Here is a 15,699-nt window from a genome sequence, read left to right on the forward strand (position 1 = left end):
GAATTCTCAGATACCAAACACCCGCATGTTGCGATCCGGTATCGACATCTCGCGACTCGGTGTCATCCGGTAGTGTCCACATCGTGCCCGACTCCTCCCCTCTCGTCGTCTGCTTCGGTGAGGGCATGGTCTCCCTCGTCCCCGCCCTCGCGGCCCCGCTCGAGGACAACCGCACCTTCCACCGCTCGCTCGCGGGCGCGGAGTGGAACACCGCGATCGCGCTGGCATCGGCCGGCATCCGCACCGCTGTGGTCTCACGCGTGGGCGACGACGGGTTCGGGCGGTTCCTGACGGCGGAGCTGCGCCGACACGGCGTCGACGACTCCGCGGTGGAGATCGATCCGGATGCTCCGACCGGACTCTACGTGAAAGAGCTCGCGCCTCGACCCGACGGCGCCGTGGACGGGACGATGCACTACTACCGTGCGGGGTCCGCCGCGGCAGACCTGTCGCCCCAGACGCTGGAATCGCCCGCGGCATCCGCTCTCCTCGCCGAGGCGGCGCTCGTGCACACGTCCGGGATCACCCCGGCCCTCTCGCCGTCGGCCCGTGCCGCGCAGGAGTCGCTGTTCGCGGATCGTCGCCCCGATCGACTGCTCAGCTTCGACGTGAACTGGCGTCCGGCGCTGTGGCGCGCCCGCGAGGAGGAGGGCAGGGCGCTGATCAGCGAGTTCGCCCGCCGGTCCGATGTCGTGTTCTGCTCGCGCCCCGACGCCGAGGCCGTGTTCGGGGCCGGCGATCCGGATCGGCTGCGCGCACTGTTCCCGCAGCCCCGGTACCTCCTGGTCACGGATGCGAACGGCGCGGTGGCGTTCGACGGCGCCGAACGCGCCGAGAGCTCCGCACTGGAGGTACCGGTCGTGGAGACCATCGGTGCCGGAGACGCCTTCGCCGCCGGCTTCCTCGCCGGGGTGCTGACCGGTCTCTCGCTCGCGGGGAGCCTCGCGCGAGGCCACCGCATCGCCACGCGCGCTCTCGCCAGCACCCGCGACCACGTCGACTGACCCGCCGTCGACCGGTCGTTGAGCGAGCGCCAGCGAGACGAAACGCCCACCGCCCGCCTCATCGCGTTTCGTCTCGTCGCTGGCGCTCCTCGCTCAACGACCGAGACGGGGCACGTTTCGTCTCGTCGCCGACGCTCCTCGCTCGACGCCCGGGATCTGTCAGCGACGGCGGCGCGGGGCTGCGGCGTCGTGCGTGAGCTGGAGAGACACGGCGACGGGCTCGCCGCGGTGCTGCACCACCCGTACGAACAGCACATCGACGAGCGCGAGCTGGGCGATGCGGCTCGACATCGCCGCCATCCGGAACGGCGACTCGTGCGCATGGGTGAGCAGCACCACGTCGGCGACCTGGGCGAGGGTCGAGTCGGCCACGCTCGTGACGGCGACGACGAGCGCGCCCGCGTCTCGCGCGACCTCGAGGGCCCGCACCGTCTCCAGGGTCTCCCCGCCGTGGGAGAACGCGATGGCCACGTCGTCGCTCGTACGCAGCGACGCCGTCGTCACGGCGAGATGCGGGTCGGGCGAATGCGACACCGAGCAGCCGATGCGGGACAGCTTCAACTGCAGATCCTGCGCGGTCAGGGACGAGGCGGCCTGCCCGAAGAGGTCGATGTGCCGGGCCGCAACCACGGCCCTCGCGACGCGATCGATTCCGGCCGCGTCGATCGCCAGCGCGGTCTTCTCGATCGCGTCGATCTCCATCGCGGCGAGCTTGGCGGCGATGGCGGGAGGCTCGTCCTCGGGGTCGATCGTCGTGCTGTCGAGCCCGAACCGCGCCTGCTGAGCCTGCGCGAGCGTGACGGTGCGCGCGACGGCGACCCGCAGCTCGCGATACCCGCTGTAGCCGAGCGTCTGCGCGAAGCGCGCGACCGTCGACAGCGACGTGCGGCAGAGCTTCGCGAGATCGTTGATCGCGAGGTCGATCACGAGCGTCGGGTCGCCCAGGATGGTCTCCGCGACGCGCGCCTCGGCCGCGCTCAGCTTCGGCAGCGAGCGTCGCACCAGTGCGAGAACGTCGGCGTCCATCGGCGGATCCCGCCTCAGCCGGCGGCGTCGACCCTCTCGGGCGGGGCGGAGCGACCCAGCAGGGTCTCCCTCGCGACCTGGGCGCCGAGTCGACTGGCCGCCGCGACCTCGACGGTCGGCAGAGGCAGCGGATGCCGAGCGGGCAGGCCGACGTTCACGACGACCGCCTGCGGGTCGCGGACCGCCGCACGTTCCACGAGCGCGCGCTGCGCGGCATCCGCGTCGGGCCGATCGATCAGGACCACGGTGGTCCCGGCCGCCGTGGCGGCCTCGTCGAGGACTCGGTCCTGCTCGGCCACCGGATTGCTCGCGACGTCGAGCCGCACGCGGAAGCCGTCCGCGGCGAGCGCGTTGGAGACGTAGCCCGCGGCGCTGTCGACCGCCAGCGACGATCGGCGCCGCGCGTCGATCACCGCGAGTCCGGATGCCGCCGCCGGGGCGTGACCTGTGAACGAGACGACGCGACGGACGATCTCGGCCGCGTCGAACTCCTCGGTCGTCTCGTGCTGCCCGTCCGCGGCGATCCGGAGCCGTGCAGCGAGCACGGCGACCCGCCGAGCGGCCTCTTCGACCCGCTCCCGTGAGAGCGATCCGTCGCGCAGGGCGTCGACGATGCCGTCGCGGGCGGCGAGGAAGTCGCGTCGGTCCTGGTCGGGGAACGCGGCCGCGCCGGGGTTGGTCGGATTGCCGATGCAGAGGAGGTCCGCGCCGGCGGCGAGCGCGAGAGCCGCCCCGCCTCCGATGCCGACGGTCTCGCGGATGGCGGCCATGTCGAGCGCATCGGTGATGATCACGCCGTCGAAGCCCCACTCGCGCAGCATCCCCAGGACTCGGGGATTCAGGGTCGCCGGCGCCTCACCCCAGGCGGGGACGACGATGTGCGCCGTCATGACGGCATCCACTCCGGCGTCGATCGCGGCACGGAAGGGCTCCAGGTGCACGCGCTCGAACTCCTCGATGTCGAGGGAGATCTCGGGCAGCGCATGATGCGAGTCGACGTGCGTGTCGCCGTGACCCGGGAAGTGCTTGACGCACGCGGCGACCGCGCCGTCCTGGATGCCGTCGACCGTCGCGACGACGTGCCGGGAGACCAGGTCCTCATCGGCCCCGAACGCGCGCACGCCGATGACCGGATTGCTGGGGTCGGTGTTGACGTCGGCGACCGGCCCGAGGATCACGTTCGCGCCGACGGCACGCACGCGCCGAGCGAGCTCGGCGCCGGTCCGCTCGGTGGCGACGAGATCGTCGAGCAGGCCCAGCTGCGCGGCGCCGGGGACGGTCGAGCCGGAGGCGGACTCCAGCCGGGTGACGCTTCCGCCCTCCTCGTCGATGCCGATCAGGGCATCGGGGTTGGCGGCGAGGATCTCGTCGCTCAGGTCTGCGAGCCCGTCGCCGACGTTCTGCCCGAAGTAGACCACCCCGGCGAGACCGTCGCGCAGCTCGTCGAGGAGCCAGGACGGCGCCTCCGTCCCGAGGAACCCGGGCCAGAGCACACCGTTGGCGAGACGTTCGAGTTCGATGCTCATCCCTTCACCGCTCCCGCGACCATGCCGGAGGCGAGGCGGCGCTGAACGATCACGAAGAAGATCATGACAGGAACCGTGATGATCGTCGAGGCGGCCATGATGCTGCCCCAGTCGTTCGAGAACAGTCCGAAGAAGGACTTCAGGCCGATCGAGACGGTGTACTGGTCGGTCTCGGCGCCGAGGATCGTCATCGCGAAGATGAACTCGTTCCAGGCCGTGATGAAGCTGAAGATGCTGGTCGCGACGAGGCCGGGCATGACCAGCGGCAGCAGGATCGAGCGGAACATGCGCCACCAGCTCGCGCCGTCGATGTACGCGGCCTCCTCGAGCTCGACGGGGACGGCGGCGACGAAGCCGCGCAGCATCCAGATGCCGAACGCGAGCGACAGGGCGATGTAGACGATCATCAGGCCGAGGATGCTGTTCAGCAGTCCGAGGCTCTTCACCTGGAGGAACAACGGGATCACGAGGGCCTCGAGCGGCACCATCTGCACGACGAGGATCATCATGAGGACGGTGGTGCGGAACTTGAAGCGGAAGCGCGCGACGGCGACCGCCGCCAGCAGGCAGACGAGGGCGCTGACGAGGACGGTCACGAGGGCGACGATCGCGGAGTTGCGCAGGAAGGTTCCGAAGCCGCCCTCGTTGAGCACGAACGCGAAGTTGTCGAACGTGAACTCCTGCGGGAGCAGCGACTGCCCACCGCTGGACGCCTTCTTGTCGAAGGCGCTCGACACCATCCAGTAGACCGGGAACAGCGTGAAGATCAGGACCGCGGCGACCGCGATGCCGAGTCCGATGCGGGACCGGAGCGAAGCGCGGGGATTCACAGCTCGTCCTCCTTCATGAGGGAGCGGATGTAGACGATCGTGATGCCGATCAGGACGAGCGTCAGCAGCACCGCGAGAGCGGCGCCGAAGCCGTACCGGTTCTGGCCGAACGACTCGACATACGACCAGACGCCGAGGTTGAGCACGGAGCGGTTGCCTCCGCTGCCGCCGGGCATCAGATAGACCTGCGCGAACACCTTGAAGTCCCAGATGGTCGACAGGATGATCACGACCGAGAACACCGGCTTGAGCGTCGGGAAGATGATCTTCCAGAAGCGGCGCCAGGCGCCGGCGCCGTCGAGGGCCGCCGCCTCGAGCATCTCCTTCGAGACGCCGAGGAGACCGGCGAGCACCGTGATCGCGACGAACGGGAATCCGTGGTGCACGACGTTGAGGAGAACGATGGCATAGAACGACCACTGGTTCGTGAACCAGTTGACCGAGCCGTCCATGAGACCCAGGTCCTTGAGCACGGTGTTGAAGATGCCGCGGTCGGCATCGAAGATGAAGGTCCAGACATAGGTGCCGGTCACGGCGGGCATCGCCCACGCGACCATGATGCAGCTCGACACGATGACGCGCCACGTGGTGCCGAGGCGGGCGAGCAGCAGGGCGACGAGCGTGCCGACCGCCACGGTGACGAAGACGGCGACGGCCGCGAAGCCGACCGTGTTCGGCAGCACCACCGTCCAGAGCGTCGGGTTGGTGAGCGCCTCGGCGTAGTTCTCGAGGCCGATCCAGTTGTTCTCGCCCGTGTTGATCTCGCGCAGGCCGTAGTCCTGCAGAGAGTAGATGACGACCTGGACGAGCGGCCAGAGCATGAGCACCGCGAGGATGATCAGCCCGGGAGCGAGGAGGAGCCAGGGGCGGGCCTTGAGGAGCGAGACGCCCCGCTTCGGCCGGCCGCCGACCACGGAGGCGGAGGTGGACTCCGCCTTCGTGGTCGGCAGTGGCGCTTGCACCATCGACATGGAAGGGATGCTTCCTTACTGGTTGAGCAGTTCGGTCATCTCGGCGGCGGCGTCCTTCGTCGCGGTCGCGACGTCCTTCTGCCCGCTGAGGATGGCCTGGATCATGGCGTTGGTCGTCTTCTTCGCCTGGACGGCTCCGAAGTTCGGCGTGACCGGGACGGATGCTCCGCCGTCGACCATCTGCTCGGCGAACGGCGCGACGAGCGGGTCGGTCGAGGCCAGGGCCTCCTCCATGGCCGACTGGACGCCCGGGAAGTAGCCGGTCTCGTTGGACCACTGCTCGGCGAACTCGCCGGTGGTCATGAGCTTGACGAACTCCCACGCGAGGTCGGCGTTCTTCGTGGTGTTGAACACGGAGAGGTGCGACCCGCCGAGCACGGACGGAGCGATGCCGCCGTCTTCGCCGGGGATGACCGCCGCGCCGATCTTGCCCTCGAGGTCGGGGTTCGCCTCGATGAGCGCCTTCGGGGTCCACGAGCCCGAGAGCATCATGGCGACGTTGCCCTGCGTGAACGCGTCACGGAGGTCGGTCTCCTTCCAGGTGGTGGCACCGGCCGACGAGAACCCGTGCTGCGTCGCGAGGCCCGTGTAGAACTCGATGCCGGCCTGCGACTCCTTGCTGTCGAGCTCGCTGGTCCACTCGCCGCCGTCCTGCGTGGCGATCTCTCCGCCTGCGCCCCAGACCCAGGGGTAGACCTGGAACTCGGCGTCGCCGGCGACGGGGAACGGGAGCATCTCGGGCTTCGCGGCCTTGATGGCCTCGCCTGCGGTGACGATGTCGTCCCACGTCTTCGGAGCCTCGAGACCGAGCTCCTCGAACACGTCGGTGCGGTAGACGATCGAGCGGACGCCCGCGTACCACGGCATGCCGTAGAGCGCGTCGTCGTAGGTGCCGGCGACCGCGAGGCCCTCGACGAGGTCGTCGCGCAGACCCTTCTCCGCGTCGACGTACTCGTCGAGCGGCTCGAGCGCGCCGGCGTCGGCGAACTCGGCGGTCCAGGTGGTGCCGGTCTCGGCGATGTCGGGGGTGGTGCCGCCGGCGATGGAGGTCACGAAGCGATCGTGGGCGTCGGCCCACTGGATCTCCTCGATCGTCACCGTCGCGCCAGTCTCATCTTCGAAGGCCTCGGAGACCTTGTCGTAGAAGGCGGTCGCGTCGGGGTTGGTGCCCTTCATGATCCAGACGGTGAGCTCCTGGCCCTCTCCGTCGGTGCCGCTCTCGGTGGCACCGCCGGCGCAGGCCGCCAGGCCGAGCGTGGCCGCGGCGCCCAGCGCCACGACCGGAAGAATGCGCTTGTGCATCAGGGGATCTCCTCTTCGAAATTTCTCCTGGCGGGCATCGGGTGCTCACCGGATAGGAAAAAGTATCCACGACTAACTAATTCGCTGCAAGTTACTCTCACAATCGTCACGCGCCCGTAACATCGGTCTTCCCTGCACCTTCTCGGCTGGTCGTGCACTGCCGTGGGTATGCTCACCGGATGCCCAGACGCTCCCGAGACGACGACCGATCCACCGCCGCTCGCCACGCGGACACGCGCACACGCGGCGCCGCCCCGCGGTTCCTGAAGATCACCGGCATCGTGCTGGCGATCGTCCTCACGTCGGCGCTCGCCGTCGTCGCATTCGTCGTCGTGGACCTCGTCAACCGCATGGGCGACGGCGCCGTGACCCTGGAGGATGCCCCCGAGGTCGAGCCGCCGACGATCGACGCCTACCCCGGTGAGTTCAGCATGCTCATCATCGGCACCGACGAGTGCGGCGAGGTCTCGACCGGCCTGCTCGGCGAGCGCTGCTCGGAAGCGGACGGGGGCGTGCTCAACGACGTCAACCTGCTCGTGCATGTCTCCGCCGAGCCGCGGAACGTCACCGTGGTGTCCTTCCCCCGCGACCTCATGATGTCGACGCCGGAGTGCACCCTGGCGGATGGATCGGTCGCCTCGGCCACCGACTACTCCGCCATCAACGAGATCTACCAGCGCGCCGGCCTCTCCTGCGTCGCGAAGAGCGTCACCGATCTGACCGGCATCGAGATCCCCTTCGCGGCCAAGATCGGTTTCGACGGCGTGATGGAGGTCACCGATGCGATCGGGGGCGTCGAGGTCTGCATCGGCGGCGAAGGCATCCGCGACGAGCAGACCGGCATCGACTGGCCCGCCGGCATGCGCTCGGTGTCCGGCATCGAGGCACTGCAGTTCATCCGCACGCGACACGGTGTCGGCGACGGCAGCGATCTCGCCCGCATCTCCAACCAGCAGCAGTACATGTCGCGACTGGTCCAGAAGATCATGAGCGACGAGGTCCTCACCGACCCGGCGAAGCTGCTCGGCCTCGCCAACACCGTGGTCGACAACATCGAGCCGAGCGATGAGCTCTCCAACCCGATCCGCCTGGCCCAGCTGGCCCTCTCGGTCAAGGACGTGCCCTTCTCGGACTTCGCGTTCCTGCAGTATCCGGTGTTCGTGGACCCGGATGACGAGGACAGACGAGTGCCCGACTACGACGCGGCCGAGACGATCTGGGCCGCGCTGCGCGCCGGACAGGCCGTGCAGATCACGGGCGACGTGACGACCAATGAGGGCGTCGAGCTCGTGGATCCGGCGCCCGGGACCGAGGAGGAGACTCCGGAGGGCGAGACACCCTCGACCGACGCCCCGGCCACCCGCGCCCCGCTCGCCCCGAGCGTCTCGGGCCAGACCGCGGATCAGGAGACCTGCGCGAACGGCAGGCAGAACTGACCGCAGCGCCCGGGCGTAGGCTCGTGCGCATGGGACGGATGCGATCGCGGGACACCGAGCACCCCCAGGCCCGCCTCGATCACGGCGGAATCGCCCGCATCGTGCCGAGCGAGTTCACCACCGGATTCGAGCTCGTCGTCGACGAGACTCCACAGTCGCATGTCGATCTGGACGACCCCACCCACCTGCACTTCGAGTACATCGTGCGCATGGGCGCGGTGATCGATCAGCTGCCTCCCGGCCCTCTCACCGCGGTGCACCTCGGCGCGGGAGCGCTGACGATCCCCCGCTACATCGATGCCACGCGTCCCGGTTCGCGACAGCAGGTGATCGAGCTCGAGGCGCCGCTCGCGCAGCTCGTCCGAGAGCATCTGCCTCTCCCGAAGGGCGCCGGCATCCGCATCCGCATCGGCGACGCACGGGAAGGGGTCCGCCGGCTCCCCGCCGCCCTGCAGGAGAACTGCGACCTCGTCGTCTCCGATGTCTACTCCGGCGCGCAGACGCCTGCGCACCTCACCAGCATCGAGTTCTACCGCGAGCTCGCCGCACTCCTCGCTCCGGCCGGTGTGCTGTTGGTGAACGTCGCGGACGGGCCGGGCCTCGCGTTCGCCCGGCGTCAGGCCGCCACGATCGCCGAGGTGCTCCCCGAGATCGGCATCCTCGCCGACACGCAGGTGCTGAAGGGGCGGCGATTCGGGAACCTCGTGATCGCGGCATCCGCTGCTCCGCTCCCGACCGAGTGGCTTCCGCGGATGCTGGCGGCCGGTCCGCATCCCGCGAAGATCGCTCAGGGCGCCGAAGTCGACGCCTTCGTGCAGGGCGCGCGCGTGGTCACGGATGCCGACGCCGTGGCATCCCCGCGCCCTGACGCGTCGCTCTTCCTGCGCTGAGCGCCCACCGGTGCCGCCGCGTGGATCGGCGGCGTCCCGATCTGCGGATGGTGGCACGATCTGCGGATGTTCTCGCCCGGAACGTCCGCGAATCGGGACAGGCTCCGCAGATCGTGCCCGAGAAGGACATCCCGGAGAGCGGATGCCGACGTGCGGGGCGCGCCGCCCCGGGGAGCGCGCGACCGCCAGGCAGACTGAACGGGGACGCTGCGGAAGGAGAGCAATGAGTTTGATCCAGGGATACGACCAGGAGACCCTCCGCGAGCTGGTCGATCTCGACGAGTGCGCGGTGCGCCTCGCGGAGATCGAATCGCAGCGCAGCCTCCCCGCGCTGCTCGAGCGCGTGTGGCTGCTGAAGGTGCTCGATCGGCTCGACGAGGCACTGCGACTGGCCGACGAGACGGTGCGGCAGGCGCGCATGGCGGGCACCCGGAAGGACGTGCTGCGTGCGCGGGTGCTGCACGCGACGATCCTCCAGTACCGGGGCGCGTACGCCGCCGCCGAGCAGGAGCTGGCGACCTGCGCCGATGAGGCGGAGGGTCAGCGCTGGGTGTCGATCGCGGCGTTCGCGCATCACCACCACGGCAAGAACGCCTATGACGCGGAAGACTACGAGACGGCTCGCGAGAGCTTCAAGCGCTCGCTGTTCCTGCGGCGGGAGTCCGGCGCGGAGGATCGCGATCTGGAGACCGCGCTGCTCGCGATCGAGGCGGCCGAGCGGCGCCGCTCCACGCAGCTCGTCGCGGGCTGAGCAGGCCTCGGCCCCGATGTCCGCGGCATGGCTTACCCTGGGCGCATGGCCGAACTTGACCGTGTGCGCATCTGGGGCGAGGCACTGATCAGGCTGCATCTGGATGACAGCTGGTCCTTCGGCTTCGACAACGCCAAGCGCCGTGCCGGACTGTGCGATTACACGAAGAAGCGCATCACCGTGTCGCGGTATCTCGCCGCCCGCTTCGAGGACGACGAGATCCATCAGGTGCTTCTGCACGAGGTCGCGCATGCCCTCGCCGGGCACACCGCGGCGCACGGCCCGGCCTGGAAGGGCGTCGCACGCGACCTCGGCTACGTCGGCGGCACCACGCACCGCGGCGAGACCGCCGTCGAGCTCGCCCCGTGGGTCGGCCGCTGCCCGGCCGGACACGTCACGTATCGCCACCGCCGCCCCACGAGAGCGACCTCGTGCGCGCGGTGCTCGCGCACCTTCGACCCGCGGTACGTGTTCTCCTGGACGCGCCGCGAGATCACGACCGACGCACGCCTGTCCGCCCAGATGCCGCGCTGACCGCGCTGCTCCTCCGAGAGCCGGTCAGTCGATCGGCTCGGCGGGGTCGTCGGCCACGGCCGCGTCACCGGTGGGCTGAGAGCCGCGGACGCGCCGCACGAGCGCCGCGATCCCGCGCCAGCCGACGAGGAAGACGCCGAGCACGATCGTCGCGACGATGATGAACGGCACCTCCGCGGTGTCGCCGGCGAGGACGCGCACGAGCATCCCGCCCGCGACCGTCACCACCCAGACGATCGCACCCCACATCAGGGACCACGGTCGGCGGGGCCTGCCCGGCAGCAGTGCGGCCGCGAGGTGCCCGATCACCAGAGCGACCAGGAACGGCCAGGCCGTCAGCAGGAATCCCGCCGGGTCCTCCTGATGCGACGCGCGACCGATCGCGGCGAAGATCAGTACGAAGAGGGCGTCGACGATGACTGCGGGGAGGAACCTCATGCCACGACCCTACGTGTCGACCGCTGAGGCCGCGCGCGCCCCGCGGCCCGGGGCGGAGATCACCCCGACGGGCGGAGGACGCGACGCGGAGGCTCCTCCCATCGCCGAGAAGTCCTCCCGTCGGAGGCGCGGCCCCTCACTCGAAACGCGTGAACAGCCCGTCGCGCAGCACCGGCACGGCGTCGACCGCGTCGAGCACGGCCGCATCCCCCGGCGCGGTCGGCACCACGCCGGATGCCGCCATCCGCTCGGTCGACGGCACGCCGACCTCGAGCTCGCGGGCCGAGCCGCTCGCGCTCAGCAGATGACGGAGGGCCCTCCGCAGCGCGCGGAACCCCTCTGCCGCGACCGCCGCGTCCGGTGCCGTGTGGTCGATGCCCAGATCCGTGAGCGCCGCGATGATCGCTCCCGCGCCGAGGTGATCCTCGACCGCGAACCGGGGACGCCCCGCCTCGTCCCACTCCCCCGCCGCGATGACGGCGACCGAGGTCCGCTCCTGCCGGCGCTCCTGCACCGTCTGCACGGCCCGGGCCACCGCGGAGGCGTTGCGGATGCCGCCGACGAACACCGTGGCGTCGGCACTCGCGGCCGCCGCCACGGCTGCGCCGTTGGTCGACCACTCCACCGCGTCGGACAGGTCGATCTCGTGGCCACCGGCGACGGCATCCGCCACCGTCGAGGAGAACCGCAGCACGTCGACGACCACGACGATGTCGGCCGGGGCCAGACGGGCGAGGCCCGCGGTCCCCCAGTCGAGACGGACCTGATACGTGGACTGATCGAACGGCGACGACATCCGTCCAGCCTAGAGGCGTCAGTCGGCGGCGAGCGCCTCGACCGGGGCCACTCGTGTCGCCAGTCGGGTGGGCGTCGCGGCGGCGACGAGAGTGAGCACGGCGGTGGCCACGACGATGATCGCCACCGGGATCCACGGGATCTGCGGCGCCACGAGTCCGGCCGGCGTGAAGTCCGGCAGGGTCGGCACGGAGCCGAGCAGCGACTGCGCTGCGATCCAGCCGTAGACGACGCCCAGGACGAGCCCGGTCAGGGTCGCGGTGACCGTGATGTGCGTCGCCTCGAGGAGCACCATCGTCCGCACCTGGGCGTTCGACAGTCCGATCGAACGCAGGAGTCCGAGCTCGCGGCGACGCTGCACCACGCCGATCGTGAGGAGGTTGACGAGTCCGACGGCCGCGATCACCGCCGAGACCGCCACGAGCACCATCATGATCGCGGCGAACGCGTCGAACGGCGCGAAGAACTCCTCCGGGATCTCTCCGGTCACCTGGCTCATCATGAGCCGCTTCGCCGACTCCAGCGCGACCGCGAACATCGTCACCAGCGTCACGCCCATGACAACGCCGATCGCCATGCGCGACGACCGCTCCGGATACCGCAGCGCGTTCTCCGCCGCGAGACGGGCGGTCGCACTCGACCCGAACATCCGCCCGACCAGGCGCAGCACCGGCGGCATGAACATCACCGACCCGAGGACGAGTCCGGTGAACGAGAGGATGCCGCCGAAGAACGCCACGACGACCCCGAGCGGACTCACCAGACCGATCACGACGCCGCCGAGGAGCAGCACCGCTCCCGAGATCAGCAGGATCCAGGAGCCGATGTGCCGCGCCGGCTTCCCGGACACCTCGTCGTGCGTGCGCTCGACCGAGCCGCCGAGAGCCTGCAGCGGGGTGACCGAGAGCACCCGACGCGACCCGGCCCACGCCGCGGCCCAGGTGGTGAGGGCGACGCCGACGACCGGCAGCACGATGAACGGCTGCGCGAGCGAGAACCCGGTCGGGTCGTTGTCGAGGAGCTGGGACCCGATCTGCACGCCCATTACCGCCAGCAGCAGTCCCGCGAGCAGCCCGATCCCCGCTCCGAGCACGCCGACGAGGAAGCCCTGCCTGCCGACCTGCGCGCGCTGCGAGCGCGCGGTCGCGCCGATGAGGCGCATCAGAGCGATCTGCCGGGTGCGTCCGGCGATGATCGTCGCGAAGGTGTTGGCCGTGACGATCGCGGCGACATACATCGCGACCGCGGTCAGCAGGATCGACAGCATCCCCACGATGAAGGCGAGGGTGCCGCTGTCGCCGATGAGCGGATCGGCCTGCAGCACCGCGCCGATGTACGCCGTGACCTCGACGAGGATCACGCCGAACGCCGCCGACAGGGCGGCCACGAGGATGCTCGCCCCCATGCCCCGGTCGCGGAGCCACGCGAGGCGCGGACCGGTGGCGGCGGTCTCGGGGACGACCGTGGCGACGGCGGTCATGCCGCCACCTCCGCGGCGAGCATGTACGCGGAGATCTGCTCGGCGGTCTGCCGAGGGTGGTCGGCGACGATGCGGCCGTCGCCGAGGTACAGCACCCGGTCGGCGTGACTCGCGGCGATCGCGTCATGCGTGACCATCGCGATCGACTGGCCGTGCTCTCGGCTCGCAGACGCAAGCAGGCGCAGCACCTCGCGGCCCGTCTGGGAGTCGAGGTTGCCGGTCGGCTCGTCGGCGAACACGAGGTCGGGCGCGGTGGCGAGCGCCCGGGCGATCGCCACGCGCTGCTGCTGCCCGCCCGACAGCTGGTGCGGCCGATGATTCAGGCGTGCGCCGAGTCCGAGGGAGTCGATGAGGCCGTCGATGCGTGCCCGTTCGATCGCGCTCGGACGGCGTCCGTCGAGCTCGAACGGCAGCATGATGTTGCCCAGCGCATCGAGGGTCGGCACGAGATTGAACGCCTGGAAGATGAACCCCACGCGCCGGCGGCGGAGGATCGTGAGCTCGAGGTCGCCGAGACCGGTGATCTCGGTGTCGCCGATCCAGGCTCGCCCTTCGCTCGGACCGTCGAGCCCCGCCATGATGTGCATGAGCGTGGACTTTCCCGAGCCCGACGGGCCCATGATGGCGGTGAACTGCGCGCGGCGGATCCCGACGCTCACATCGTCGAGGGCGTGCACGGTGCCCTCACCGGAGCCGTAGGTCTTCTTCAGGTGCTGGACGCGGGCGGCGAGCCCGAGGTCGGTGGTCGTGATCTCCATGCTTCGACGCTATTTTCCGCGTCCATCCCGGCGCGTCGCCCGGAGGGGGCATCCGTGTACATCGCAAGGATGATCACCACGCCTCGCCGAGCGCCGAAAGGGTGGCTCGGCGTCAGGCGAGGCCGTGCTCGAACGCGAAGACGACGAGCTGCACCCGATCGCGCAGGGCGAGCTTGGTCAGGATGCGGCTGATGTGTGTCTTCACCGTCGCCTCGCTGAGGTACTCGCGTCCGGCGATCTCGGCGTTGGACAGACCTCGTGCGGCGAGCGCGAAGATCTCCTTCTCGCGGTCGGTGAGATCGGCGAACTGCGGCGGCACCGGCTTCGGCGCCTCGGAGAAGTGCTCGAACAGGTCGCGGGTGGCGGATGCCGCGATGACACTGGACCCTGCATGCACCGTGCGGATCGCCGCGAGCAGGAACTCCGGGTCGGCGTCCTTCAGGAGGAAGCCGCTCGCCCCCTGACGGATCGCCCGGGCCGCGGCCTCGTCGAGGTCGAAGGTCGTGAGCATGACGATGCGCGGCGGCTCCGGCCGATTCAGGATCTCCGCGGTGGCGGTCAGCCCGTCCATGACCGGCATCCGGATGTCCATCAGCACCACGTCCGGACGGCTGGTGCGCACGATCTCGAGCGCCTCCTTTCCGTTGCCGGCCTCTCCGACCACCTCGAGGTCGGGCTGCGAGGCGACGAGCATGCGGATGCCGGCGCGGAACAGGGCCTGATCGTCGACGAGGACGACTCTGATCATGCGTGCTCTCGTTCCTGGGTCTCTGCGGCTGTCGACGGGCCGATCGGGAGCGAGCCGCGGACGACGAACTGCGCCCCTCGGCGTTCGGCTTGCAGACTACCGCCGACGAGCTGCGCCCGTTCGCGCATGCCGATGAGCCCGTGCCCGCCGGGGGCCGCGGATGCTCCTCCGGACACCGTGTTGCGCACCTCGATGTCGACGCGCTCCGGCAGCCACGCCAGGTGCACATGGACGCTGCCGTCGCCGTGGCGGATCGCGTTCGTCAGCGCCTCCTGGAGGATGCGGTAGACCGCCAGCTGAATCGACCCCGGCGGCTCGCCCGGGGGCATCGGGTCGACCGTGACGAGCGGCTCCACCCCGGCCTGACGCACCTGCGCGAACAGCGCCTCGAGGTCGGCGAGCGTCGGCTGCGGCCCGTCGCCCTGACGGTGGCGGAGCTGCGTGAGCAGCATCCGCACGTCGCTCAGGGCTCCGCGAGCCGTCGAGGCGATCGTGCCGAGCGCCTCGGTCGCCATCTCGGGCTTCGTCGCGGCTGCATATCGAGCACCGTCGGCCTGCGCGATGACGACCGCCAGCGAGTGGGCGACGATGTCGTGCATGTCGCGCGCGATGCGCACGCGCTCCTGCTCCTCGGCGGCGAGCGACTCCGCCTGCAGCTGCGCGGAGCGGGTGCGCCGAGCGCGCAGCACGACACGCCAGAGCAGACCGCAGACCCACGCGAAGCCCAGGGCGAGCACCGAGACGATCAGCAGCAGGGTCCCCGCGGTCAGCTTCTCCCAGCCGGTGCCGGGCCCGAGCGCGACGCCGTTGACGAAGACCATGTACAGGGCGGCGATGAGTCCGCCGCCGAGCGCCGATCCGAACCCCCACCAGAGCACGCGCCTGGTCCCCCAGGCAGACGTCGCGTAGAGCACGAGCAGGATCGCGAAGTCGATCGGAAGCGGGCCGAAGCCCGCCAGCATCTGCACGACCGCACCCGCCCAGGCGGCGGCGAGTGCGAGTCCCGGGGCGAGTCGGCCGATCGCGACGCCGCCGAACATCAGGAAGCCCGAGACGGCGACGGCGCCGACCGCGACGCCGTTGATCGCCTGGTTGCCCGTGCCGGGGCCGTAGAACACGACCGACATGGGCGTCAGGACGAGGAATAGCAGCGCTGCCCCGACGATGTCGAGGATCAGCGCCGTACGGGAGAGCGGGCGGATCACTCCCC

At 70.2% G+C, this 15,699-nt stretch carries 16 protein-coding genes; 5 read left to right on the forward strand and 11 right to left on the reverse strand.

What is annotated here, in order from left to right:
* Positions 1-83: 83 nt before the first annotated feature.
* Positions 84-1,004, forward strand: a complete 921-nt coding sequence (locus MRBLWH11_RS20250) for a sugar kinase (protein ID WP_116634484.1) — start codon at positions 84-86, stop codon at positions 1,002-1,004.
* A 159-nt stretch (positions 1,005-1,163) separates the two neighbouring features.
* Here MRBLWH11_RS20250 and MRBLWH11_RS20255 read toward each other — a convergent pair whose 3' ends face one another.
* The 5 genes from MRBLWH11_RS20255 to MRBLWH11_RS20275 are packed head-to-tail and all read right to left on the reverse strand — an operon-like array spanning position 1,164 to position 6,659.
* Positions 1,164-2,030 (reverse strand): MurR/RpiR family transcriptional regulator, encoded by an 867-nt coding sequence (locus tag MRBLWH11_RS20255; protein ID WP_341946225.1) that lies wholly within the window; start codon positions 2,028-2,030, stop codon positions 1,164-1,166.
* A gap of 14 nt (positions 2,031-2,044) precedes the next feature.
* A complete protein-coding gene (locus MRBLWH11_RS20260) occupies positions 2,045-3,556 on the reverse strand; it encodes a glycoside hydrolase family 3 N-terminal domain-containing protein (protein ID WP_341946226.1) in 1,512 nt (503 codons plus the stop codon).
* A complete protein-coding gene (locus tag MRBLWH11_RS20265; RefSeq protein ID WP_116634481.1) occupies positions 3,553-4,386 on the reverse strand; it encodes a carbohydrate ABC transporter permease in 834 nt (277 codons plus the stop codon). Before MRBLWH11_RS20265 ends, MRBLWH11_RS20260 begins: the two co-directional genes overlap by 4 nt.
* Positions 4,383-5,357, reverse strand: coding sequence for a sugar ABC transporter permease (locus MRBLWH11_RS20270; protein WP_116634480.1), 975 nt, complete (start codon positions 5,355-5,357; stop codon positions 4,383-4,385). The genes MRBLWH11_RS20265 and MRBLWH11_RS20270 overlap by 4 nt, the downstream gene beginning before the upstream one ends.
* 15 nt (positions 5,358-5,372) lie before the next feature.
* Complete coding sequence (locus MRBLWH11_RS20275) at positions 5,373-6,659, reverse strand: sugar ABC transporter substrate-binding protein (protein ID WP_341946227.1); 1,287 nt, start codon at positions 6,657-6,659, stop codon at positions 5,373-5,375.
* A gap of 179 nt (positions 6,660-6,838) precedes the next feature.
* Here MRBLWH11_RS20275 and MRBLWH11_RS20280 point away from each other — a divergent pair, with 179 nt between their 5' ends.
* The 4 genes from MRBLWH11_RS20280 (at position 6,839) to MRBLWH11_RS20295 (ending at position 10,270) form a co-directional block, all read left to right on the forward strand.
* Complete coding sequence (locus MRBLWH11_RS20280; protein WP_116634478.1) at positions 6,839-8,095, forward strand: LCP family protein; 1,257 nt, start codon at positions 6,839-6,841, stop codon at positions 8,093-8,095.
* A 29-nt stretch (positions 8,096-8,124) separates the two neighbouring features.
* Positions 8,125-8,985 carry a fused MFS/spermidine synthase gene (locus MRBLWH11_RS20285; protein ID WP_341946228.1) on the forward strand — a complete coding sequence of 287 codons (861 nt, stop codon included), beginning with the start codon at positions 8,125-8,127 and terminating at the stop codon, positions 8,983-8,985.
* A gap of 223 nt (positions 8,986-9,208) precedes the next feature.
* Positions 9,209-9,736, forward strand: a complete 528-nt coding sequence (locus MRBLWH11_RS20290; protein WP_116634476.1) for a hypothetical protein — start codon at positions 9,209-9,211, stop codon at positions 9,734-9,736.
* 45 nt (positions 9,737-9,781) lie between these two features.
* Complete coding sequence (locus MRBLWH11_RS20295; RefSeq protein WP_341946229.1) at positions 9,782-10,270, forward strand: SprT-like domain-containing protein; 489 nt, start codon at positions 9,782-9,784, stop codon at positions 10,268-10,270.
* A 24-nt stretch (positions 10,271-10,294) separates the two neighbouring features.
* Here MRBLWH11_RS20295 and MRBLWH11_RS20300 read toward each other — a convergent pair whose 3' ends face one another.
* The 6 genes from MRBLWH11_RS20300 to MRBLWH11_RS20325 form a co-directional block, all read right to left on the reverse strand.
* Positions 10,295-10,708 carry a DUF3054 domain-containing protein gene (locus MRBLWH11_RS20300; RefSeq protein ID WP_341946230.1) on the reverse strand — a complete coding sequence of 138 codons (414 nt, stop codon included), beginning with the start codon at positions 10,706-10,708 and terminating at the stop codon, positions 10,295-10,297.
* A 136-nt stretch (positions 10,709-10,844) separates the two neighbouring features.
* Complete coding sequence (locus MRBLWH11_RS20305; RefSeq protein WP_341946231.1) at positions 10,845-11,504, reverse strand: 2-phosphosulfolactate phosphatase; 660 nt, start codon at positions 11,502-11,504, stop codon at positions 10,845-10,847.
* Positions 11,505-11,522: 18 nt separating this feature from the next.
* Complete coding sequence (locus tag MRBLWH11_RS20310) at positions 11,523-12,983, reverse strand: FtsX-like permease family protein (RefSeq protein ID WP_341946232.1); 1,461 nt, start codon at positions 12,981-12,983, stop codon at positions 11,523-11,525.
* A complete protein-coding gene (locus tag MRBLWH11_RS20315; protein WP_341946233.1) occupies positions 12,980-13,741 on the reverse strand; it encodes an ABC transporter ATP-binding protein in 762 nt (253 codons plus the stop codon). Before MRBLWH11_RS20315 ends, MRBLWH11_RS20310 begins: the two co-directional genes overlap by 4 nt.
* Before the next feature lie 112 nt (positions 13,742-13,853).
* Entirely contained in the window at positions 13,854-14,489 is a 636-nt protein-coding gene (locus MRBLWH11_RS20320; protein ID WP_341946234.1) for a response regulator transcription factor, read from the reverse strand.
* Positions 14,486-15,694, reverse strand: coding sequence for a histidine kinase (locus MRBLWH11_RS20325; protein WP_116634469.1), 1,209 nt, complete (start codon positions 15,692-15,694; stop codon positions 14,486-14,488). The genes MRBLWH11_RS20320 and MRBLWH11_RS20325 overlap by 4 nt, the downstream gene beginning before the upstream one ends.
* Between the last annotated feature and the right edge of the window lie 5 nt (positions 15,695-15,699).

The organism is Microbacterium sp. LWH11-1.2 (genome assembly GCF_038397745.1).
In the GTDB taxonomy this organism is placed as follows: Bacteria; Actinomycetota; Actinomycetes; order Actinomycetales; family Microbacteriaceae; genus Microbacterium.

What these genes read in the sequence shown, in the direction of transcription:
- MRBLWH11_RS20255 (WP_341946225.1), bottom strand. Translation starts at nt 2,030, where the DNA reads ATGGACGCCGACGTTCTCGCACTGGTGCGACGCTCGCTGCCGAAGCTG.
- MRBLWH11_RS20260 (WP_341946226.1), bottom strand. Translation starts at nt 3,556, where the DNA reads ATGAGCATCGAACTCGAACGTCTCGCCAACGGTGTGCTCTGGCCCGGG.
- MRBLWH11_RS20270 (WP_116634480.1), bottom strand. Translation starts at nt 5,357, where the DNA reads ATGTCGATGGTGCAAGCGCCACTGCCGACCACGAAGGCGGAGTCCACC.
- MRBLWH11_RS20275 (WP_341946227.1), bottom strand. Translation starts at nt 6,659, where the DNA reads ATGCACAAGCGCATTCTTCCGGTCGTGGCGCTGGGCGCCGCGGCCACG.
- MRBLWH11_RS20280 (WP_116634478.1), top strand. Translation starts at nt 6,839, where the DNA reads ATGCCCAGACGCTCCCGAGACGACGACCGATCCACCGCCGCTCGCCAC.
- MRBLWH11_RS20285 (WP_341946228.1), top strand. Translation starts at nt 8,125, where the DNA reads ATGGGACGGATGCGATCGCGGGACACCGAGCACCCCCAGGCCCGCCTC.
- MRBLWH11_RS20290 (WP_116634476.1), top strand. Translation starts at nt 9,209, where the DNA reads ATGAGTTTGATCCAGGGATACGACCAGGAGACCCTCCGCGAGCTGGTC.
- MRBLWH11_RS20295 (WP_341946229.1), top strand. Translation starts at nt 9,782, where the DNA reads ATGGCCGAACTTGACCGTGTGCGCATCTGGGGCGAGGCACTGATCAGG.
- MRBLWH11_RS20300 (WP_341946230.1), bottom strand. Translation starts at nt 10,708, where the DNA reads ATGAGGTTCCTCCCCGCAGTCATCGTCGACGCCCTCTTCGTACTGATC.
- MRBLWH11_RS20305 (WP_341946231.1), bottom strand. Translation starts at nt 11,504, where the DNA reads ATGTCGTCGCCGTTCGATCAGTCCACGTATCAGGTCCGTCTCGACTGG.
- MRBLWH11_RS20310 (WP_341946232.1), bottom strand. Translation starts at nt 12,983, where the DNA reads ATGACCGCCGTCGCCACGGTCGTCCCCGAGACCGCCGCCACCGGTCCG.
- MRBLWH11_RS20315 (WP_341946233.1), bottom strand. Translation starts at nt 13,741, where the DNA reads ATGGAGATCACGACCACCGACCTCGGGCTCGCCGCCCGCGTCCAGCAC.
- MRBLWH11_RS20320 (WP_341946234.1), bottom strand. Translation starts at nt 14,489, where the DNA reads ATGATCAGAGTCGTCCTCGTCGACGATCAGGCCCTGTTCCGCGCCGGC.